Raw genomic sequence first — 21194 nt, 5'->3', positions numbered from 1 at the left:
ACCGCGCCCGCAGCCGGCGAACAGGGAGAGCCATGCAGAAAGAGAATCGATTCAACAATCTGACGCGCTACGAGCATGTCGGCATCAATCAGGCCATCAATCTCGCCGATGGCCACGCCCATCAGGGCCAGAACAGCACTCAGCGGACCATCGTCGCGGACCTGCCGAACATCTTCGAGGCGGCCGAGAACGCTCTGCAGGCCACTACGGAGCGGGAGTTCCAGCGGGCCTTCTACACCCTGGCCGGACAGTACTCCGCGGTCGACCACCCCCGCACCATGCTGTGCTACTCGGCGTCCCTCGCCACCGACCTCGTGGCCACCTTCCTGGCCAGCCAAAACCTGAGGGTGGGTCTGCTGCAGCCGTGTTTCGACAACCTGGCGACCATCCTGCGCCGGAGGCAGGTGAAGGTCGTCCCTCTGGGCGAGGAACAGTTCCGTCCCGACTCACTTGACCGGACGTTCGCCGAGTCGGACAACGACGCGGTGTTCCTCACACTGCCCAACAATCCGACCGGCTTCCACCTGAACCAGGAACAGTTCCGCCAGGTCATCGACCTCTGCGCCGAGCACCGGAAGATACTCATCGTCGACTGCACCTTCCGATTCTTCGCGCCGACACCGTTCTGGGACCAGTACGCGCAGCTGGAGGAGTCCGGCATCAGCTACGTCGTGGTCGAAGACACTGGGAAGACCTGGCCGACCCAGGACCTGAAGTGCAGCATCCTCGCCGTCAGCGCCGACCTGCACGAGTCGGTCCTTGAACTGCACAACGACATTCTGCTCAACGTCAGCCCGTTCATCCTCCAATTGCTCACGGCCTATCTCCGTGACACGGAGAGAAACGGTCTGCAGCAAACCATCTGGAGTGTCGTACGGGCCAACCGCACCAGCCTGCGCAAGGCCCTGGAAGGGACCGTCCTCGTTCCCGCGCAGCCGGAGAGCACCATCAGCGTCGAATGGGTGCGCATCGACCATCCGTCGCTGCGCAGCGACGACCTGGTGGACATGCTGGCGAAGTCCCAGGTGGGCATCCTTCCCGGCGACCACTTCTACTGGGACGACCACGAGACGGGTTCACACTTCATCCGCTTCGCCCTGGCCCGCGAGGAACGCTGGTTCGCGACGGCCTGCCGAAGCCTGCGCGAGGCCCTGCTGGCCCGTCCCGAGCTCATCGAGGGTGCCGGTTCATGAGCGCCACGGGAAGTCCGCGCATCGTATGTCTCGACGAACCGACCTATCTGACCGCGGGCTTCCTGCGACAGCTGTCCGCCCTGGGCACGGTACGGGTGCACTACGACCGGCCCGACCAGCGGGAGGCTGTGCGCAGGCTCGCGACAGCCGATGTGGCACTCGTCGAGTGGACCCGACTGTCCGCGGACCTGCTGCGAGCGGTACGGAGCACAGCCGGATCAGGAGGCGTTCGGCACATCTCCACCCTGCTCTCGGCCACGGACCAGATCGATCTGGGCGCCACCCGTGAACTCGGTATCAGTGTGTCGCACTGCCCGGACTACTCGGTGTCCGCCGTGGCCGAGTACGTCATCGCGTGCATCGGAACACTGAGCCGCCGGATCCTTCCGGCGAGCCGTGCCGGCGCCGCCGGGGTGGCCCACCGCTATCCGCCCTTCCTGGGCGGGGACCTCCGCGGTTCGGTGCTCGGCCTCGTCGGTACGGGCAGGATCGGCAGGGCGGTCGCGCGCCGTGCCAGTGCCCTGGGCATGCGCGTGCTGGGAAGCAACCGGGAAGGACGCGCGGTACCCGGCGTCGAGGTCGTGGGCCTGGAGGAACTGGCACGACGCAGCGATGTGCTGTCCGTGCAAGTGCCGTCCAACGAGCGCACCAGTGAGCTGCTCAGCGAGGAACTCATCGGTCTGCTCAGGCCGGGCTGCGTGGTCGTGAGCGTCTCCCGCGCACAGACTTTCGCCATGCACGCCCTGGCAGACCGGCACCGGGCGGGCGAACTCGGCGGCATCGCCCTGGACGATGCCCCAGCGGAGCTCGTACCCACACTCTCGGCTCAGCCCAACACCCTGCTCACGCCCGGGATCGCGTGGTACAGCCGGGCTGCACGCCAGGACAACCTGACCGAAATCCTGGCAAATGTGAGCGGCTTCCTGAAGGGGGAACCGGTCAATGTCGTCCGATGACCAGAACAGGGACAAGACCCCGGTCGGCGCCTCCGCCTGGCTGGAGGACCAGCTCAGCCACACCGGCACCGCGGCCGTGGTGAGACGGACACCGGAGATGTCGAACGCTCTAGAGGTCCGCGTGCACGCCGATCGGGCTCCGGAGATCTGCGTGCTGTGCTGCTGGCACGAGCCGTGGACCGCCGGACCTCTTGGGATCGAGTCCGACGTCTCCATGTCCGCGCTGTACGTGCTGGAACTGCTCGACCACGCCTGCCGCGCCGCCGGACCGCCCCTCGTGGCGCACTTCATCGCCGACGACAACGAGCACTCGCGCACCTCGGCCTTCGCGGCCGGTCGCGCTCAGCTCGCGGAAGCACCCGCACCCGTACTGGCCGTCGTCGCGGCGGGCTGTGCGCCGGGGGGCGGGCTCGCCGTTCCCTCGACCGCGGGGACGAGGCAGCCGCTGTCCGTACCGCCGGCCCTGCCCCGGCTGACCGAAGGACTCGACCCCGATGTGATCGAGGCACTGGAAGTCTGTGCCAAGGCTGGGATCACGGCCTGCATCGTGGATCCCGCTGACCGCGATCACGATCTGTGGCCGGCCACCGAGCTGTACCGGACGCTGGCCGCCGCGGCCCGCCGAGAGGAGTTGAACCCGCATGCACACGGACTGGGAGACATCGGAGTCGGCTGAGGACTACTCCAGGAACACCGCAGCGGCACAGTGGGAACCCATGGGATATCCCGCGGTATTCCGCAGCCTCGCACTCGCCACGACGGACTCGGACAACGCCCCGCCCATCCTGGACTACGGATGCGGACCGGGCTTCGTGGACCGGCATGTCGCGGAGAAGTACGGCCGCAGGGTCATTGCCGTCGACATCTCGTCGTCGATGATCGATCTAGCCCGGTCCCAGCACTCCCACCCGCTCGTCACGTACCGGCATGTGCCCGACTCGCAGCTGGACTTCCTGGGCGACAAGGAAATCGGTGGCTGCATGAGCTGCTTCGTACTCATGCAGATGGCGGACAGCGACACCCAGGTCGAGATCTGCCGCCGGATCAGGAGAACCCTCGCCCCCGGAGCAACGCTCGCGGTGCTCAACACACACCCAGGCAGCGTGGGCATCCAGTTCGCCACCCTCCGCAACGGGGAGCCGGACCGGGTCTATCAACCCGGCGACCCGATGACCACCGTCCTGACCACGGAAAAGGGCGTACTGCGCCTACAGGACTACTACTGGCGCGTCACGGACTACGTACATGCCCTGGAAGCCGCGGGCTTCCACGAGGTCACGGTCGAGCACCTGCCACCGCCACCGGCCGACCCGACGCCCCACCCGCAGTTCCTCCTGGTGCGCGGAACAGCATGAGACGCCCGACAACGCCTGGCGCCCGCCCTCGCTCATCGACCATCGACCATCGACGGAGAGGAGGCCGTTATGTCATCGACACCCGCCCCCGGCTTCGGGAGAATTACCGAAATTGACCGCCTCCCCGCCTATCGACAAGAGGACGCGGCGGCAGAGGACGAGGACCGGTTCGTATGGGACCTGTCGAACAATGAATCCGCCCTGCCTCCGTTGCCCGCAGTGGCGGAGGCGGTGCGGCAAGGGGGCTTGCACACCAACCAGTACCCGGACCCCACCGCCGGCTCATTGGTACGGGCGCTCTCCCGGCACTTCGGCATCGACACGCGGAAAGTGCTGGTCGGCCCCGGCAGTGCCGGTGTGCTCCAGCAACTCCTGCTCTCCCTGTGCAGTGACGGTGACGAGGTGATCCACGCCTTGCCGTGTTTCGACGCCTACCCCCTGCTGATCGCCGTTGCGGGGGCGAGGCGCCTGCCGGTGCCTCTCACCGAACTCGGAGAGCATGATCTGCCGGAGATTCTGGCCAGAGTGACCCCCCGCACGCGAGTCGTTGTACTGTGCTCCCCGCACAACCCCTCGGGGAGCCGCCTGCCGGACACCGATCTGCGCGAATTCCTCGCAGACCTTCCCCGGCACGTGACCGTCGTTCTCGACGAGGCCTACATCGAATTCGACGAGGCGAAGGAGCCACGCGACCTCGATATTCTCCGCCGGGACCCCAGGGTCGTACTCCTGAGAACCTTCTCCAAGGCGTACGGGCTGGCGGGACTGCGAGTCGGCTACGCGCTCGCCGCGCCAGACATCCTGGAACGCGCTCGCAAGACCGCCATTCCCTTCTCTGTCACTCGCACCGCTGAGCTCGCTGCGATCGTCTCACTGGAACAACAGGACGCACTCGCCGAACGGATGGCGCACACGAGGAAACTGCGCACCGATCTGCACGCGGCCCTCGACGCCGAAGGGCTCTCGCCCCTGCCCTCGTGCGGAAACTTCATCTGGATCCCGCTCGGGAGCTCCGCGGAGAGCTTCGCTGCCACGGCTCAGGGCGCGGGGATCAAGGTGAGGGTCTATCCGGGACAGGGCGTGCGGATTTCAGTGGGATGTGAGTCGGCACACCGGCACCTGCTCGAAGCGGTACGGCACAGGGTCAGCGCCCTGAGCCAGGGGCAAGTTGCCCACCGCCTCAGGTAGGCGGGGGCGGGATCGTGTAGGGCGCATAGTCTGGTGAACAAGAGTGGCGAGAGGAATCTGGGGAAACTGCTGAGTGGTATGCGGCCGGAGTTGAATCCTGGGCGCCATGTCTTCACCACTGTCGATGGCGACAGGCCACCTGGCCTGACGCCCGTGGTGACGGTCGCAGAGGGAGAAGCCCGCCGAGCCCGGCCGGCTCACCCCGGCCCGCGTCCGCCGGGGGTTTCGGAACCTCCGCCCGCACCCGCACTGTCCTGCACGTGCAGCGAAACCCTCAACCCCCTTGTACCTGCAAGGCCACTTGGCTCGAAAAGCTGGCGGCCCGCCACCCGCTACGCCGTGGGCAAGACCGTGAAACGACTCGAGAGCATCATTGAACGCAACCGGCTCAGACCACTGCGCTAGGCCCGCCGCCTGGTGCCCAGGGTCACGCAAGGCAGCCGCGCCTTCCGCCAGGCGCTCAAGGGCGTCGACGGGATCAACGCCGACGAGTGGACGCCCCGGGAGCTCCGGCACAGTTTCGTGTCGCTGCTCTCTGACCGTGGCGTCCCGCTGGAGGAGATCTCCCGGCTCGTCGGGCACTCCGGTACGGCCGTGACCGAGGAGGTCTACCGGAAGCAGATCCGGCCCGTGATCCAGACCGGCGCAGTGGTCATGGACGGCATCTTCAAGCGGGCCCCGGAGCGGTAGTCACGCAGATAGACACGCAGGCAAGAGCAGGCGAGGCACCTAGGAACATTCCTAGGTGCCTCACCTGCTGTTATAGCTGTCGGGGTGGCGGGATTTGAACCCACGACCTCTTCGTCCCGAACGAAGCGCGCTGCCAAGCTGCGCTACACCCCGATGTCGCCCTTGTCGCGGCGACATCGATTACTTTAGCCCACCGCTGGCCGGAGACGAAATCCGGTTTACGGGGCCCGGTCCCGCCCGGGCCCCGGGCCCCGTAGGCGCTGGTCCCCCGGGCGCAGGGGCCGGGGGACCAGGCGCCCGGGGGCCAGGGAGTGCCGACGGGTCAGGCGCGGGCGGTCAGGGTCAGGAGGGTGGCTTCCGGGGGGCAGGCGAAGCGGGCGGGGGTGTAGCGGTTGGTGCCGCAGCCCGCCGAGACGTGGAGGTACGCGGTGTTCCCCTCGGCCCGGTGGGTGGAGAGGCCCTTGACGCGGTCCGTGTCCAGGTCGCAGTTGGTGATCAGCGCTCCGTAGAAGGGGATGCAGATCTGGCCCCCGTGGGTGTGACCGGCCAGTACCAGCGGGTAACCGTCCGCGGTGAAGGCGTCCAGGGTGCGCAGGTAGGGGGCGTGGACCACGGCGACCGAGAAGTCCGCGTCCGCCTCGGGGCCGCCCGCGACCCGCTCGTAGCGGTCCCGCTTGATGTGCGGGTCGTCGAGGCCGGTGAACGCGATCTCGCGGCCGTCCAGCTTCAGCCGGCCGCGGGTATTGCTCAGGCCGACCCAGCCCGCCGCGTCGAAGGCGTCCCGCATCGGTTCCCAGGGGTTGTGGACCGCCCCGACGACCGGCGGATTGCCGTTCAGACCGTGGCGTCCCTGCACCTTCTCCAGGAGGTAGCGGGCGGGGTTGCGGGGCCTGGGCCCGTAGTAGTCGTTCGAACCGAAGACGTAGACCCCCGGGAACTCCATCAGCGGTCCCAGGGCGTCCAGCACTTCCGGTACGCCCTCGGGGTCGGACAGGTTGTCGCCCGTGTTCACGACGAAATCGGGGCGCAGGCCGGCCAGCGACTGCAGCCAGCGCCGCTTCTTGTGCTGGCCGCTCACCATGTGGATGTCGGAGACCTGGAGGACCCGCAGATCACGCATCCCCTTCGGGAGCACCGGCACGGAAATCCGTCGTAGCCGGAACGATCGTGCTTCGAAACCGACGGCGTAGGCGAGGCCGGCCGCGCCGACTGCCGAGATTCCCAGAGGTACTGCGTAGCGTGCGCGCATGCGCCCATCGTCGCAGACGCCGTACCGGTGTGAAATCCGTGGGCGGCCACCTCGGCGCACCTGCCACACTGACCGCATGACCAGCCTTAAGTCCAAGCTGAAGGAAGACCTCACCGAGGCCATCAGGGCGCGTGACGAGCTGCGCTCCGCCACGCTCCGGCTGACCCTCTCCGCGATCACCAAGGAGGAGGTCGCGGGCACGTCGGCGCGCGAGCTCTCCGACGACGAGGTGCGCCAGGTGATCGCCCGGGAGGCGAAGAAGCGCCGGGAGGCGGCGGAGGCGTTCACGCAGGGTGGCCGCGCCGAGCAGGCCGAGCGGGAGAAGGCGGAGAGTGCCGTTCTCGACGCGTACCTGCCCCAGCAGCTGAGCGACGAGGAACTGGCCGCGATCGTGGCTCAGGCCGTGGCGGAGGCGAAGTCCGCGGGGGCCGAGGGGCCGCGGGCCATGGGCGCCGTGATGAAGATCGTCAGCCCGAAGGTCGCGGGGCTGGCCGAGGGAGGCCGCGTCGCCGCCCTGGTGAAGAAGTCCCTCGCCGCCGGATGATCAGGCCCCCTGTCCGCGGCTGATACCCCTTCTCGGGTGACACCTCTTCTCGGGTGACGCCGGTCGGCCTGCGGCTTCTGCACTCGGGTGCTCGGCGCCCCGTACCCGTACGAAAGCGCCCGGCCGGTGACCAAGAAATGTCACCGGCCGGGCGCCTTCGTTCAGGAATCGCCCTTGTTCAGGCGTCTCCTATGGATGGCCTACGGGAAGTTTCCGCCGCCGTCGTCGGGACCTCCGGGCCACCCGGGCCAGCCGTTCCCGCCGTTCCTGCCGTTCCCGTTCCCGCCGTTTCCGTTCCCGCCGTTCTGGTTGCCGCCTTCGGCGGGTGGCGGCCACGGGCTGCCGTCCTGATTGCCGTCGTCCGGCTTGTTGTCCTGATCGCCGTTGCCGTTGCCCCGGCCCGGGTCCTGGTTGTTCCCGCCGTCGTCCGGCTTGTCCTGGTCTCCGCCCTTCGGCCCGTCCGGGATGTTGACCGTCGTGAAGCTGGGCGCCTCCTTGCCGTCCAGCGCGCCCGTGACGGCGTCCTTCCAGATCGGTCCCGGCACCGCGCCACCGAACACCAGGTCGTGGTAGACGCCGCCGATGGTGATGTCCGTCATCTCCACCTGCTGCGACGGGCTGCCGACCCACACCGCGCCGGACATGTTCGGGGTGTAGCCCACGAACCACGCATTCTTGCGGCCGTCGGTCGTACCCGTCTTGCCCGCGTTGTCCCGGCTCGTCAGGCCGGCCGTCTTACCGGTACCCGAGTCCGTCACGCCCATCAGCAGGGTGTTGATCGTGTTCGCCGTGTTCTCCGACATGGCCCGGCTGCAGCTCGTCTTCGGCACCTTCAGGCTCTCGCCCGTCGCCGTCTTGATCGAGGAGACGGCGATCGGCGTGCAGTAGGTGCCCTGGTTCGCGAAGGCCGCGTACGCGCTGGCCATCCGCAGGGGTGAGATGCCCTGCGAGCCCAGCGTCAGCGCCGACGGCGACTCGGGAAGCTTCTTCCCGTCACCCTGGACCACGCCGAGCTTCGCGATCGACTCCGTCACCGGGCACATGCCGATCTGCCCGATCATCTGCACGAAGTAGGTGTTGACCGAAAGGGCCATCGCCTCCTTCAGGTCGTACGGACCGACCTCGGACTCGTTCTCGTTCTCCGCCGTGTCGTTGTCCGTGTTGACCCACGGCCTGCCGCTGCACGTCTGGATCGAGGCCGGGTACGGCATCTTGTACGGCGACGGGTACGACTGCGTCGCCGGTACGCCACGCTCGATGGCCGCCGTGGCCAGGAACGGCTTGAAGGTGGATCCCGTCGGGAAGCCGAAGTTCGAGCCGCCCATGTCGTGGTCGACCGACAGGTTGATCTCGGTCTCGTTCTTGCCATAGCCGTACGGCCTGGACTGCCCCATCCCCAGGATCTTGCCGCTGCCGGGCTCGACCAGGGTCACCGCCGTGGCGACCGAGTCACTCTGGTTCACATGGTTCTTGATCGACTGCTGGACCGACTCCTGCGCCTGCGGGTCCATGGTCGTACGGATCGTCAGGCCGCCCTGGTTCCAGAGCTTCGCCCGCTCCTCGCGGGTCTTGCCGAAGACCGGGTCGGTGAGGAACACCTTCCGCACGTAGTCACAGAAGAAACCGGCCCCGCTGACCGCCGTGATGCAGCCGCTCTTCGGGCGGGTCACCTTGAGCTTGATCGGGGTGGCCTTGGCCCGGTCGGCCTCCGCCTGCGAGATGTCGCCGACGGTGGCCATCCGCTGGAGGACGGTGTTGCGCCGCTTGGCGGCCTCCTGCTCGTCGTTCACCGGGTCGTAGCGGCTCGGCGACTGGACGAGGCCGGCCAGCATCGCCGACTCCTCCAGGCTCAGGTCCTTGGCCGGCTTGGAGAAGTAGCGCTGGGCCGCGGCCTCGATGCCGTACGCCTGCTGGCCGAAGAACGTGATGTTCAGGTAGTTCTCGAGGATCTTCTTCTTGCCCAGCTCCTCCTCGACCTGAATCGCGTACTTCAGCTCCTGGATTTTTCGGCCCAGGGTCTGCTGGGTGGCCTGCGCGACCTTGGTGGGGTCGTCCCCGGCCTCCTCCACGAACACGTTCTTCACATACTGCTGGGTCAGGGTCGAGGCGCCTTGCGCGACGCCGCCCGACTGCGCGTTGCGGTTGACCGCGCGCAGCACGCCCTTGAGGTCGATCGCCCCGTGCTCGTAGAAGCGCGAATCCTCGATCGCGACGATCGCCTTCTGCATGTACGGGGAGATGTCCTCGATCGGGACGACGGTCCGGTCACGGGAGTAGACCGTGGCGATACGGCCGCCCTCGGAGTCCAGGATGGTGGTGCGCTGGCTCAGGGGCGGGGTCTTGAGGTTGGCGGGGATCTCGTCGAAGCCTTCGACCGTCCCCTTGGCGGCGAGCCCCAGTGCTCCGAAGGCCGGCAGGGCGATTCCGGCGAGCACGGCTCCCGCGAGCACGCTGACACCGAGGAACTTGGCGGCCTGCTGGGTCCCGGACAGACCCCCGCCCGAACGCGTCTTTGGCATGGACGAAGCCTACGTTCTCAATCGCCGGACAGGCGTCAATGCTCTGGCCTAAGCTGCCCCCAACTGTCACAGCAGTGCGGTCGTGTATCAAGCATCCGCAAGCTTTCACCGGTTCTCACCAGCCGTCATCACAGATCTATGACATCTCTGGTGAACAATTCCGATGAGCCTGAACTGCGGGACATTGATGCCCGAGTCCTCCCCGCGTGTCATGGAACATTCCCTTTTGAGGTAACCGAAATCTCCGGCTCTGCCGGGTTGGCGAGTTATGCCCCTGGGTCACTCCCCTGGGTGATCTGCCGCGTACCCATAGTCCGTTCGGGCCATTCAAGATTGGGCCCGACGGGGGTGTTGCGCTGTGCCCACCTTCCGTAACGTCCTCAACTGGCAACGGTGAATATGCCGGTGCCGCCGTGGGGGAGCCTCAATTCGGGAGAGGACGGCGCCAGCATGGGCTGGGTAACCGACTGGAGTGCGCAGGCTGCCTGCCGCACTACCGATCCGGACGAACTGTTCGTTCAAGGTGCGGCGCAGAACAGGGCCAAGGCGGTGTGCACCGGATGCCCGGTGCGGACCGAGTGCCTGGCCGACGCGCTCGACAACCGCGTCGAGTTCGGTGTCTGGGGCGGAATGACGGAGCGCGAGCGCCGGGCGCTGCTGCGCAGGCGGCCGACCGTCACCTCGTGGCGACGGCTGCTCGAGACCGCTCGTACGGAGTACGAGCGCGGCGCGGGTCTGCTGCCGGTGGGCTTGGAGGATGACGAGACGTACGAGACCTACGCGGCGGTGGGGTAGGCCGGCCGCCGCCGACAAGGGCCGCGGGCCGAGCCCCGGGCGGCCGGCTGATCCGTACGGACGACCTGCGGGCGCGGGTGACCTGTTCGTACGGCTGGCTGGTGCGGCGGGTGGCGAGCGTCGGCGGGCTACGGTGCGGCCGGCGTGGTCCGTTCCGTACGTGCGGGCCGTGGTGTGTACGGACGGTGGCGCCGTACGGGCCATGCGCGTGCGGGCCAGGCGCGTTACGGGCTGTCCCGCGTAAGCCGCGCGAGCGACGGACGCTGGACGCCGAGTGCCTGTGCGCCGCACAAGGCAGGTGTCCGCCGGGTGCTTGAACGGCGGTGTGATCGGTCTGCCCAGGGCGGGCGGCAGTGCTCGGTTCGGTGTGCCTCGATCCCCAAGGCGCGTCGGGCCATGTGCGCGGTGCCGTCCGCCGCGGGCACCGAGCGGGACAGTCGTGGGCCTTCCGCGCTGTCCGCAATTCGGAGTCTTGCGCGTGCTCGTACGCAGCGCGTGTGCTCGTGCGCAACGTGCGTGCTCGTACGCAAAGCACGCGGTACGTCACGGCCGTCGCGGCTCGATCAGCCGCACCGGCCAGTGGTCACCGGCGACTGCCGTGGCTCAGGTCGCAGCCCGACCGGCCGCGAGACGGTCGCCGATCGCCCTCAGCCCGGCGAGGTCATGAACGTCGCCGGGCAGGGCGCCCACCTCGGCCACGGGCACCTCGGGATGCAGAGCGGTGAAGCGATCGCGCGTGCGCTCCTCGCGCGCGACGACCTGCATGCGCTCGGCGTGCAGCCGCAGCAGACCCGCAGTCAGCTGTTCCACCGTGGTGGCGGAGGCGGCGGACGTCGGCGCGGGCATGGACGCGGGCGCGCGCGTAGAACGCGTAGCAGACGGATCGGACGGCTCCGGTGGATCTGTTGACTCGGACGACTCGGACGGCTGGGAGGGCTCGGACGACGCGGTGGCTCCGGCGGATGCGGGGGCTTGGGGGGCCTCATGCGCCTCGAACGCTGCGGGGGAGGAGCTGTCCGGGGCATCGGCGCCACGATCAACAGCTTTCCCGCCCTGTTGATCCACAATGCGCCCCTCTTCAAGATTTTCTGCCGCGGCGCGCGCCCGCTCGGCCGACAGGCGCGCGGCGCCGCTGCCATGGACGCGGTTGAGCACCAGACCGGCCAGGGGCATCTCCTCGGCGGCCAGTCGTTCCACGAAGTACGCGGCCTCCCGCAGCGCGTCCCGCTCCGGCGCCGCGACCACCAGGAACGCCGTACCCGGCGCCTGGAGCAGCCGGTACGTGGCGTCCGCGCGCGTGCGGAACCCGCCGAACATCGTGTCCATCGCCGCCACGAACGTCTGGACGTCCCGGAGGAACTGACCGCCCAGCAGCTTGCCGAGCGTCCCGGTCATCATCGACATGCCGACGTTCAGGAACTTCATCCCGGCCCGGCCGCCCACCTTCGCCGGAGCCATCAGCACCCTGATGAACTTCCCGTCGAGGAAGGAACCGAGCCGCTTCGGCGCGTCCAGGAAGTCCAGCGCGGAGCGCGACGGGGGAGTGTCGACGACGATCAGGTCCCAGCCGTCGCGGGCCCGCAGCTGCCCGAGCTTCTCCATCGCCATGTACTCCTGCGTACCGGCGAAACCGGCCGACAAGGACTGGTAGAAGGGGTTCTCCAGGATGGCGCGGGCCCGGTCCGCGTCCGCGTGGGCCTCGACGATCTCGTCGAAGGTCCGCTTCATGTCGAGCATCATGGCGTGCAGTTCGCCGCTGCCCTCGACGCCCTTGACCTGGCGCGGTGTGTTGTCGAGCGAGTCGATTCCCATGGACTGGGCCAGCCGGCGGGCGGGGTCGATGGTCAGGACGACCACTTTCCGGCCACGCTCCGCCGCCCGCAGGCCGAGGGCCGCCGCGGTCGTCGTCTTGCCGACGCCGCCCGAACCGCAGCACACGATGATGCGTGTCTCCGGGTCGTCCAGCAGCGGATCGACGTCGAGCGGGGCGACGGCCGCGTCCAGGGTCATGCGAAGGCCTCTCCAAGTTGCCGTAGGTCCCCCGCCAGCCGGTAGAGCCCGGCGAGGTCCATTCCCTCGCCGATCAGGGGGAGTTCGTACGTCGGCAGTCCCAGCTTGGTCAGGACCGCTCGCTGCTCGCGCTCCAGCTCGACGCGCTGGGCGTGCTCCGCGGCCTGATCGAGGAGGGGGCCGACGAGTTTGGTGGGCGCGGCCACCCCGGTCGACGCGAGCGCCTTGGCGACCTCCTTGCGGCGGTCCCCGGCCGCCGCGCGGACGGCGGCCTCGTCGAGGAGGTGGGGCCGCACCATGTTCACGATCACATTGCCGATCCGGAGCCCGGCCGCCTTCAGCTCGGCGATGCCGTCCGCGGTCTCCTGGACCGGCATCTCCTCCAGCAGCGTCACCAGATGGACGGCCGTTTCCGGTGACTTCAGGACCCGCATGACGGCCTGCGCCTGATTGTGTATCGGCCCTATCCTGGCCAGCCCCGCGACCTCGTCGTTCACGTTCAGGAAGCGGGTGATACGGCCGGTGGGCGGCGCGTCCATCACGACGTAGTCGTAGACGAACCGTCCCTGCTTGTCGCGCCTGCGCACCGCTTCGCACGCCTTGCCCGTCAGCAGGACGTCCCGTACGCCCGGCGCGATCGTCGTCGCGAAGTCGATCGCGCCTATCTTCTTGAGCGCGCGGCCCGCGCTGCCGAGCTTGTAGAACATCTGGAGGTAGTCGAGAAGCGCGCGCTCGGCGTCTATGGCGAGCGCGTGGACCTCGCCGCCGCCCGAAGCGACGGCGATCTTCCGTTCCTCATAGGGAAGCGCCTCCGTCTCGAAAAGTTGTGCGATGCCCTGTCGGCCCTCGACTTCCACGAGGAGGGTGCGCTTGCCCTCGGTCGCGAGGGCGAGCGCGAGGGCGGCGGCGACCGTCGTCTTACCGGTACCGCCCTTGCCGCTGACGACCTGGAGCCTGCTCACGTATGCGAGCCTAACCAGTAAGGCCGTGGGCTACGCATGAGGAGGTCGGCGGACCGCGAGCGAGGAGGCCGGCGGGCCGCGAGAGAAGGAGGCCCGCGGCTCGGGCGGCTCCGGACGCGGGGAGGTCGGCGGGCTCGGCACGAGGCTGTCGGACGGTGCGGCTACAGTCGGCTGCATGACCAAGTGGGAATACGCGACCGTGCCCCTTCTCGTGCACGCGACCAAGCAGATTCTGGACACCTGGGGCGAGGACGGCTGGGAGCTCGTCCAGGTCGTCCCCGGGCCGAACAACCCCGAGCAGCTCGTGGCGTACCTGAAGCGGGAGAAGTCCGCGTGAGTGCCGCCTCCGGGGCCGTGGGCGCCCCGGGAGCCGTCGAGACCGCCCTCGCCGGGCTGGGGCTGACGCTGCCCGAGGTCGTCCCGCCGCTGGCCGCCTACCAGCCGGCCGTCAGGACCGGCGCGTACGTCTACACGGCCGGGCAGCTCCCGATGGTGGACGGCGAACTGCCGGCCACCGGCAAGGTCGGCGCGGAGGTCACCCCGGAGGAGGCGAGGAAACTCGCCGAGATCTGCGCGCTGAACGCACTGGCCGCGGTGAAGTCCGTCGTCGGCGACCTCGACCGCGTCGCGCGGATCGTCAAGGTGGTGGGTTTCGTGGCCTCCGCCCCGGACTTCACCGGCCAGGCAGGGGTCCTGAACGGCGCGAGTGAACTGCTCGGGCGGGCTTTCGGCGACAAGGGCGTGCACGCGCGCAGCGCCGTGGGCGTGGCCGTGCTGCCGCTGGACGCGCCGGTCGAGGTCGAGCTCCAGGTCGAGCTGACGGACGACTGAGACCGACGGGCCGACGGAACGACGAGGGCCGACGACTGGGAGGGACGCGGGCGGCGGGCGGCAGGGACGCCAGCCGCCCGACCTGTCGGGCGGCTGCCGGACCGCGGGCCGTCGTGGGCCCGGCGGACGCACGGCCTCGAGCGGACGACGGCTCCGGCGGATAGACGGATACACGGCCCCGGGCGGATACACGGTCCTGGGCGGGCATACGGTCCCGGGCGGACACACGGCCCCGACAGCCCCTCGAACATCCTGGCGTGAGCGCATAGCATCCGGCCATGCCCAATGGTCAGTGGTACCCGCCCGAGTGGCCCGAGCGGATCCGTGCCCTCGCCGCGGGGGAGATCGTGGCGGTGACGCCCCGGCGGGCCGCGACCGTCCTGCTGCTGCGGGACGAGCCGGGCGGGCCCGCCGTCCACATGCTGCGCCGCCGTACGTCCATGGCCTTCGCGGCCGGCGCGTACGCGTATCCGGGCGGCGGGGTCGATCCGCGTGACGACGGCCCGCTCGTCCGCTGGGCGGGCCCCGACCGGGCGGAGTGGGCGCGGCGCCTCGGCGTCGATGCCGCGTCCGCCCAGGCTGTCGTGTGCGCGGCGGTGAGGGAGACGTACGAGGAGACGGGCGTCCTGCTCGCCGGGGCGACCGCACGGACCGTGGTGGACGACACCACGGGTGACGACTGGGAGGCCGACCGGGCCGCCCTGGTCGACCGCGAGCTGTCCTTCGCGGACTTCCTGGACCGGCGCGGGCTGGTGCTGCGCAGTGACCTGCTGGGCGCGTGGGCGCGCTGGATCACGCCGGAGTTCGAGCCGCGACGCTACGACACCTGGTTCTTCGTGGCCGCCCTGCCGACCGGGCAGCGGACCAGGAACGCCTCGTCCGAGGCCGACCGCACGGTGTGGATCCGGCCCGCCGACGCGACGGAGGCGTACGACAGGGGTGAGCTGCTGATGATGCCGCCGACCATCTCGACGCTGCGTCAGCTCCAGCCGTACGGCACCGTCGCCGAGGCGCTGGCCGCCGCGGCCGGGCGGGATCTGGCGCCGGTGCTGGCGACGGCCCGGCTGGAGGGCGAGGAACTGGTGCTCAGCTGGCCGGGCCACGACGAGTTCACCAGACGTGTCGACGCGACGCCCTCGGCCCCCTCCTGGGACGTGGCGCCCGGTCGTACCGCCGTGCCCCGGTCCTCCCGGACCGCCGGCCATCTCGGGGAGGGGCGATGACCGACGCAGCCGCCCTCCCCGGTCAGCCACGCGGCTCGGTGCTGTCCGGACCGGCGACCGCCCGTGCCGTCAGCGTGCTCGCCCCGAATCCCTCTCCGATGACCCTCGACGGCACCAACACCTGGATCGTCTCGGAGCCGGACTCGGACCTGGCGGTCGTCATCGATCCCGGCCCGCTCGACGACGTACACCTCGAAGCGGTCGTCGCCGCCGTGGGAAAGGCCGGCAAGCGCGTCGCGCTGACCCTGCTCACCCACGGGCACGCCGATCACGCGGAGGGCGCGGCACGGTTCGCCGAGCTGACTCGCACGTCTGTTCGCGCACTGGATCCCGCGCTGCGCCTCGGAGACGAGGGACTGGCGGCGGGCGACGTGATCACCACCGGCGGCCTGGAACTACGCGTCGTGCCCACCCCCGGGCACACCGCCGACTCGCTCTGCTTCCATCTGCCCGCCGATCGCGCCGTCCTGACCGGTGACACGATCCTCGGCCGCGGGACGACGGTCGTCGCACATCCGGACGGCCGGCTCGGTGACTACCTCGACTCGCTCCGTCGCCTGCGCTCCCTCGCGGTCGACGACGGGGTCCGTACGGTCCTGCCGGGCCACGGCCCGGTCCTGGACGACGCCCAGGGCGCGGTGGAGTTCTACCTGGCCCACCGGGCGCACCGGCTCGCCCAGGTGGAGACCGCGGTCGAGAACGGACTCCGTACACCGTCCGAGGTGGTGGCGGAGGTGTACGCGGCGGTGGACCGGTCCCTGTGGCCCGCGGCCGAGCTCTCGGTGCGGGCACAACTGGAGTACCTGAGCGAACACGGCCTCATCTAGGGCCCCCGGCAGGGGCCTCCGGCTCCAGGGACTCCCGGGTCGCGAGGCCCCGGATCCGGAGATTTCCAGGGACGAGAGGTTCCCGGGGACGAGAGGTTCCCGGGAACGGCGCGTGATCAGCGCGTGATCAGCGCGAGCGCTTCGCCAGCCGCTCGACGTCCAGCAGGATCACCGCGCGCGCCTCCAGCCGCAGCCAGCCGCGCTGCGCGAAGTCGGCGAGCGCCTTGTTGACCGTCTCGCGGGAAGCACCGACCAACTGGGCCAGCTCCTCCTGGGTCAGGTCGTGCACCACGTGGATGCCCTCCTCCGACTGCACGCCGAAGCGGCGCGACAGGTCGAGGAGCGCACGGGCCACCCGGCCCGGAACGTCGGAGAAGACCAGGTCGGACATCTGGTCGTTCGTCTTGCGCAGCCGCCGGGCGACGGCGCGCAGCAGAGCGGTGGCCACCTCCGGGCGCGCGTTCAGCCAGGGCTGGAGGTCGCCGTGGCCGAGGCCGAGGAGCTTCACCTCGGTCAGCGCGCTGGCGGTGGCGGTGCGCGGGCCCGGGTCGAACAGGGACAGCTCACCGATCAGCTCGCCGGGGCCGAGTACGGCCAGCATGTTCTCGCGGCCGTCCGGGGAGGTGCGGTGGAGCTTGACCTTGCCCTCGGTGACCACGTACAGCCGGTCGCCGGGATCGCCCTCGTGGAAGAGCGCATCACCGCGGGCGAGCGTCGCTTCACTCATCGAGGCGCGGAGCTCCGCCGCCTGCTCGTCATCGAGCGCCGCGAAGAGCGGGGCACGCCGCAGAACGTCGTCCACGTGTTCTCTCCTTGTCGACCTGCTCAGGGAACTGTGGTCCCCACCTGCTCCGGGGACCGTCGTCCCCATGATGCCGTACCTGCCGCTTCTTCTCGGGTGGCTTGGCATCCTGGGCTGCTTCGCCCACCTACCGGATTCCGGTTGCGCGAAACCATGTGATCAGTCACAAGTCTGACCTATGGGCCCGCCCTGCCGGGCGCCGGGGGCCGATTCGGGTGGCGACCGGCCGGGCCCGGGACGGATGTCAGTGCCGGGCTTTACGCTGGCCGAGTGTTCCGACCAGCCGGTGACAGTACCGGTGACAGCGCAGGCCAAGGGGGCTGGAAGAGTGTCCGCGGAGCGTAATTCCGCTGTGGGCGAACAACCCTCGGCGAAACCGAAAAAAGCCGCGAAACGTGCGGCCGGTAAGCCGGAATCGAGACTGGCGATGGTCCGCCGGGCCCGCCGGATAAACCGTGAACTGGCCGAGGTCTATCCGTACGCCCACCCGGAGCTGGACTTCCGGAACGCGTTCGAGTTGCTGGTGGCGACGGTGCTCTCCGCCCAGACGACCGACCTCCGCGTCAACCAGACCACGCCGGCCCTCTTCGCGAAGTACCCCACGCCCGAGGACATGGCCGCGGCCGTGCCGGAGGAATTGGAGGAGGCCATCCGGCCGACGGGCTTCTTCCGCGCCAAGGCGAAGTCCCTCATAGGGCTGTCCACCGCTCTGCGGGACCGGTTCGACGGCGAGGTGCCGGGCACCCTGTCCGATCTGGTGACCCTGCCCGGCGTCGGCCGCAAGACGGCGAACGTCGTCCTCGGCAACGCGTTCGGTGTCGCGGGGCTCACTGTCGACACGCATTTCGGCCGCCTGGTCCGCCGCTGGAAATGGACCGAGCAGGAGGATCCGGAGAAGGTCGAGGCGGAGATCGCGGACATCTTCCCCAAGAGCGAGTGGACGATGCTCTCGCACCGGGTGATCTTCCACGGCCGCCGCATCTGCCACTCCCGCAAGCCCGCCTGCGGCGCCTGTCCCATCGCGCATCTGTGCCCGTCGTACGGAGAGGGCGAGACGGACCCGGAGAAGGCGAAGAAGCTGCTCAAGTACGAGATGGGCGGATATCCGGGCCAGCGCCTGAGCCCTCCTCCCGACTATCCGGGCAGGCCGGCGCCGCCCCTGGGCGCCACCGCGGATCCGGCATGAGGCCCGAGTCCACGGGGCGAGGTCACGGCCCGAGGCCACGGAGCGAGGGGCTGGAGCGAGGACCCGGCATGAGATCCCGCCGCGCGGGACATGCACCGAGGGAAGCCCGTACGGCGGGGAGGGACGCGGCAGCCCGGCGTGCGGCCCGGGAGGAACACGGGACGCACGCGGGACACACGCGGCTTCGGACCGTGCCGGTGAGCACGGACCGGACCGGGGCCGTATGAAGGCATGAAGGAGGGAAGTCGGATGGGGAGTCGGCCGGTGGAGCCGCGCTCGGGCGGAACGATCCGGTGGACGGCAGCCGTTGTAGGGTCAGGCGTTGTACGACAGGGGTGCCTATGACGTGCGCTGGAGAGACTTACGACGGACCCGCGGCAGAGGTCGCCGGTGCCGTCACTGTCACGGCCGACGGGCTGCCCGACTGGCTCGCGCCCGTCGTGCGCGCCGCGCGGACCGTGAAGCCGGAACAGCTCAGCCGGTTCCTGCCGCCGGCGGGCGGCGGTGGTCGGCAGTCCGCCGTGCTCATCCTCTTCGGCGAGGGCGACCGGGGCCCGGAGCTGCTGCTCATGGAGCGGGCCGGCAGCCTGCGCTCGCACGCGGGCCAGCCGTCCTTCCCCGGCGGCGCCCTCGACCCGCAGGACGGGGATCCGGAGGGAGCGGGGCCGCTGCGGGCCGCGCTGCGGGAGGCGGAGGAGGAAACCGGCCTCGATCCGTCGGGCGTCCAGCTCTTCGCGGTGCTGCCGAAGCTGTACATCCCGGTGAGCGGATTCGTGGTGACTCCCGTGCTCGGCTGGTGGCGCAGGCCCAGCCCTGTCGGCGTCGTCGATCCGGCCGAGACGGCCCGGGTCTTCACGGTGCCCGTGGCGGACCTCACGGACCCCGCCAACCGGGCGACCGCCCTGCACCCCAGAGGCCACCAGGGCCCCGCCTTCCTTGTCGCCTCGGCCCTGGTCTGGGGGTTCACCGCCGGCGTGATCGACCGTCTGCTGCACTTCGCGGGGTGGGAGCGGCCGTGGGACCGGGCCAGGCACGTCTCGTTGGACTGGCGGGCATGACAGGCTGACTCACATGCTCATCCCCGCCCTGCCCGGGGCTGTGACACGGGCGGCCCGTCGACGGCGCCGGGTCCGGGTCCGGTGACACCGCTCGGCCGGGCCGGACCCCACCCGGCCATCCGTCCGGGACCACCCGTAACGGGTGTTCGTACCGCCCCCGGGGCCAGGCACCCGGAGACCGATCCGCGAGGCAAGCGAGGCTATTGACGGTGAACGTGCTGGACATTTTGCTGCTGCTCGCCGCCGTATGGTTCGCGATCGTCGGCTACCGCCAGGGTTTCGTCGTCGGCATCCTGTCGGTGATCGGATTCCTCGGCGGCGGCCTCGTCGCCATCTACCTGCTGCCCATGGTCTGGGCGAAGATCACTCAGAATTCCGAGGTCTCCACCACGGCCGCCGTCGTCGCGGTGGTCATAGTGATCGTCTGCGCCTCGGTCGGGCAGGCGTTCACCACGCACCTCGGCAACAAGCTGCGCCGGCACATCACCTGGACGCCCGCCCGTGCCCTGGACGCCACCGGCGGGGCGCTGGTCAATGTCGTGGCCATGCTGATGGTGGCCTGGCTGATCGGCTCCGCGCTCGCCGGGACCCCGCTGCCCACGCTCGGCAAGGAGGTCCGCAGTTCACAGGTGCTGGAAGGGGTCTCGCGGGTGATGCCGACCCAGGCGTCCACCTGGTTCGCGGACTTCTCGTCCGTCCTGGCCCAGAACGGCCTCCCGCAGGTCTTCAGCCCCTTCACCAACGAGCCCATCCCCGAGGTCAGCCCGCCGGACCCGGCGCTCGAGGGCAGTGAGGTCGCGGCCCGAGCCCAGAAGTCCATCGTCAAGGTCGTCGGCACGGCCTCCAGTTGCGGAAAGATCCTCGAAGGCACCGGCTTCGTCTTCTCCGAGCGCCGCGTGATGACCAACGCGCACGTGGTCGGCGGCGTGGAGGAGCCCACGGTCCAGATAGGCGGTGAAGGCCGGCTGTACGACGCCAAGGTCGTCCTCTACGACTGGCAGCGCGACATCGCCGTGCTGGACGTGCCGAACCTCCCCGCGACCCCGCTCCAGTTCACGGACACGGACGCCAAGACGTCCGACAGCGCGATCGTCGCGGGGTTCCCGGAGAACGGGGCGTACGACGTGCGCTCCGCGCGCGTTCGGGGCCGTATCGACGCCAACGGGCCCGACATCTACCGCCGTGGTGAGGTGCGCCGCGATGTCTACTCCCTCTACGCGACCGTGCGCCAGGGCAACTCCGGCGGCCCGCTCCTCACCCCGGAGGGCAAGGTGTACGGAGTGATCTTCGCGAGGTCGCTGGACGACGCCCAGACCGGCTACGCGCTGACGGCGGACGAGATCCGCGAGGACATCACGCTCGGCCGGGCGGCCAACCAGCAGGTCGACACCCAGCAGTGCGCGCTGTAGCTCGGGCTGCGCGCGGCGAGGCCGTCACCGCTCGTCGTGGGCGTCGCCGACCTGCGGCGCCCACGAGAGGTGGTGACCTCGTCGCGCTCGCGAGCGCTCGGGAACCCGGGCGGCGGCAACCGGGCCCGAACGGGCGACAACACAGCGGTAATCGGTCGCACACACCCGACAACCGTTCGCGGAAGCGCTACGTACGCTGATGACGCAGCCGTGCCGACACCCAGCGGGCCCTGCGGCGGATGATGAGGGAAATACCGAGCCGGGGATCGTCTCGCTGGTCTCCCGGACCGCCCCTCTTGTGGGTGATCGGCGCAGAGGCCGAGCGGCGGTTGCGTGCTGCTGCGTCACCGTAGTCGTGCGTCCAGCCCATACCCCGACGTTTCCCGGGCCCCATGGT

At 69.6% G+C, this 21194-nt stretch carries 20 protein-coding genes, 1 tRNA gene and 2 pseudogenes; 16 read left to right on the top strand and 7 right to left on the bottom strand.

Annotation, left to right across the window (positions count from 1 at the left end; translation table 11 throughout):
- Positions 1-32 precede the first annotated feature (32 nt).
- From IG02_RS0122805 to IG02_RS0122780, 7 genes and pseudogenes are all read left to right on the top strand, one after another.
- Positions 33-1193 carry a pyridoxal phosphate-dependent aminotransferase gene (locus IG02_RS0122805; protein ID WP_051765546.1) on the top strand — a complete coding sequence of 387 codons (1161 nt, stop codon included), beginning with the start codon at positions 33-35 and terminating at the stop codon, positions 1191-1193.
- Positions 1190-2149 carry a 2-hydroxyacid dehydrogenase gene (locus tag IG02_RS0122800; RefSeq protein WP_030751196.1) on the top strand — a complete coding sequence of 320 codons (960 nt, stop codon included), beginning with the start codon at positions 1190-1192 and terminating at the stop codon, positions 2147-2149. The genes IG02_RS0122805 and IG02_RS0122800 overlap by 4 nt, the downstream gene beginning before the upstream one ends.
- Complete coding sequence (locus IG02_RS0122795) at positions 2136-2825, top strand: hypothetical protein (RefSeq protein WP_030751193.1); 690 nt, start codon at positions 2136-2138, stop codon at positions 2823-2825. Before IG02_RS0122800 ends, IG02_RS0122795 begins: the two co-directional genes overlap by 14 nt.
- A complete protein-coding gene (locus tag IG02_RS36805) occupies positions 2791-3504 on the top strand; it encodes a class I SAM-dependent methyltransferase (RefSeq protein WP_078854726.1) in 714 nt (237 codons plus the stop codon). Before IG02_RS0122795 ends, IG02_RS36805 begins: the two co-directional genes overlap by 35 nt.
- 69 nt (positions 3505-3573) lie before the next feature.
- A complete protein-coding gene (locus IG02_RS0122785) occupies positions 3574-4692 on the top strand; it encodes an aminotransferase class I/II-fold pyridoxal phosphate-dependent enzyme (RefSeq protein ID WP_030751187.1) in 1119 nt (372 codons plus the stop codon).
- Positions 4693-4864: 172 nt separating this feature from the next.
- Positions 4865-5097 (top strand): annotated as a pseudogene (locus IG02_RS39690) (transposase); the annotation flags it as partial.
- A gap of 36 nt (positions 5098-5133) precedes the next feature.
- Positions 5134-5382: pseudogene (locus tag IG02_RS0122780) on the top strand (tyrosine-type recombinase/integrase); the annotation flags it as partial.
- A 79-nt stretch (positions 5383-5461) separates the two neighbouring features.
- On the opposite strand, the gene IG02_RS0122775 reads toward IG02_RS0122780, so the two are convergent.
- Together IG02_RS0122775 and IG02_RS0122770 are read right to left on the bottom strand one after the other, a co-directional pair.
- Positions 5462-5535: transfer RNA gene (locus tag IG02_RS0122775), tRNA-Pro, on the bottom strand.
- Between the two features lie 169 nt (positions 5536-5704).
- Positions 5705-6631: a metallophosphoesterase gene (locus IG02_RS0122770; RefSeq protein ID WP_030751182.1), complete on the bottom strand. Its 927-nt coding sequence runs from the start codon at positions 6629-6631 to the stop codon at positions 5705-5707.
- A 76-nt stretch (positions 6632-6707) separates the two neighbouring features.
- Here IG02_RS0122770 and IG02_RS0122765 point away from each other — a divergent pair, with 76 nt between their 5' ends.
- Positions 6708-7175 carry a GatB/YqeY domain-containing protein gene (locus IG02_RS0122765; protein WP_030751179.1) on the top strand — a complete coding sequence of 156 codons (468 nt, stop codon included), beginning with the start codon at positions 6708-6710 and terminating at the stop codon, positions 7173-7175.
- A gap of 200 nt (positions 7176-7375) precedes the next feature.
- On the opposite strand, the gene IG02_RS0122760 is transcribed toward IG02_RS0122765, so the two are convergent.
- Positions 7376-9694: a transglycosylase domain-containing protein gene (locus IG02_RS0122760; protein WP_030751177.1), complete on the bottom strand. Its 2319-nt coding sequence runs from the start codon at positions 9692-9694 to the stop codon at positions 7376-7378.
- Between the two features lie 450 nt (positions 9695-10144).
- On the opposite strand from IG02_RS0122760, the gene IG02_RS0122755 reads away from it, so the two are divergent.
- Entirely contained in the window at positions 10145-10489 is a 345-nt protein-coding gene (locus tag IG02_RS0122755; protein ID WP_030751176.1) for a WhiB family transcriptional regulator, read from the top strand.
- A gap of 603 nt (positions 10490-11092) precedes the next feature.
- On the opposite strand, the gene IG02_RS0122750 is transcribed toward IG02_RS0122755, so the two are convergent.
- Both IG02_RS0122750 and IG02_RS0122745 read right to left on the bottom strand, forming a co-directional pair.
- Positions 11093-12499 (bottom strand): ArsA family ATPase, encoded by a 1407-nt coding sequence (locus tag IG02_RS0122750; protein WP_030751174.1) that lies wholly within the window; start codon positions 12497-12499, stop codon positions 11093-11095.
- Positions 12496-13461, bottom strand: coding sequence for an ArsA family ATPase (locus tag IG02_RS0122745; RefSeq protein WP_030751171.1), 966 nt, complete (start codon positions 13459-13461; stop codon positions 12496-12498). The genes IG02_RS0122750 and IG02_RS0122745 overlap by 4 nt, the downstream gene beginning before the upstream one ends.
- Positions 13462-13636: 175 nt before the next feature.
- Here IG02_RS0122745 and IG02_RS40850 point away from each other — a divergent pair, with 175 nt between their 5' ends.
- From IG02_RS40850 to IG02_RS0122725, 4 genes are all read left to right on the top strand, one after another.
- A complete protein-coding gene (locus tag IG02_RS40850) occupies positions 13637-13798 on the top strand; it encodes a DUF4177 domain-containing protein (RefSeq protein WP_075033571.1) in 162 nt (53 codons plus the stop codon).
- Entirely contained in the window at positions 13795-14292 is a 498-nt protein-coding gene (locus tag IG02_RS0122735) for a RidA family protein (protein WP_234314867.1), read from the top strand. Before IG02_RS40850 ends, IG02_RS0122735 begins: the two co-directional genes overlap by 4 nt.
- A gap of 278 nt (positions 14293-14570) precedes the next feature.
- Positions 14571-15515, top strand: coding sequence for an NUDIX hydrolase (locus IG02_RS0122730; RefSeq protein ID WP_078854723.1), 945 nt, complete (start codon positions 14571-14573; stop codon positions 15513-15515).
- Positions 15512-16342 (top strand): MBL fold metallo-hydrolase, encoded by an 831-nt coding sequence (locus tag IG02_RS0122725; RefSeq protein WP_030751163.1) that lies wholly within the window; start codon positions 15512-15514, stop codon positions 16340-16342. Before IG02_RS0122730 ends, IG02_RS0122725 begins: the two co-directional genes overlap by 4 nt.
- Before the next feature lie 127 nt (positions 16343-16469).
- Here the strand turns inward: IG02_RS0122725 and IG02_RS0122720 are convergent, their stop codons facing one another.
- Entirely contained in the window at positions 16470-17144 is a 675-nt protein-coding gene (locus tag IG02_RS0122720; RefSeq protein ID WP_030353254.1) for a Crp/Fnr family transcriptional regulator, read from the bottom strand.
- Positions 17145-17472: 328 nt separating this feature from the next.
- Here IG02_RS0122720 and nth point away from each other — a divergent pair, with 328 nt between their 5' ends.
- The 3 genes from nth to IG02_RS0122705 all read left to right on the top strand — a co-directional run bounded on the left by nth (position 17473) and on the right by IG02_RS0122705 (position 20797).
- Positions 17473-18330, top strand: coding sequence for an endonuclease III (nth, locus tag IG02_RS0122715; protein ID WP_234314866.1), 858 nt, complete (start codon positions 17473-17475; stop codon positions 18328-18330).
- Positions 18331-18671: 341 nt separating this feature from the next.
- Positions 18672-19388: an NUDIX hydrolase gene (locus IG02_RS0122710; protein WP_030751156.1), complete on the top strand. Its 717-nt coding sequence runs from the start codon at positions 18672-18674 to the stop codon at positions 19386-19388.
- Between the two features lie 209 nt (positions 19389-19597).
- A complete protein-coding gene (locus IG02_RS0122705; protein ID WP_030751153.1) occupies positions 19598-20797 on the top strand; it encodes a MarP family serine protease in 1200 nt (399 codons plus the stop codon).
- Positions 20798-20984: 187 nt separating this feature from the next.
- Here the strand turns inward: IG02_RS0122705 and IG02_RS43035 are convergent, their stop codons facing one another.
- Complete coding sequence (locus IG02_RS43035) at positions 20985-21167, bottom strand: hypothetical protein (protein WP_078854721.1); 183 nt, start codon at positions 21165-21167, stop codon at positions 20985-20987.
- Positions 21168-21194 lie beyond the last annotated feature (27 nt).

It is taken from the genome of Streptomyces sp. NRRL F-5135 (assembly GCF_000719775.1).
In the GTDB taxonomy this organism is placed as follows: domain Bacteria; phylum Actinomycetota; class Actinomycetes; order Streptomycetales; family Streptomycetaceae; genus Streptomyces; species Streptomyces hebeiensis.
The sequence above is the reverse complement of the archived record's forward strand: the minus strand, read 5'-3'. Positions and strand labels throughout refer to the sequence as shown.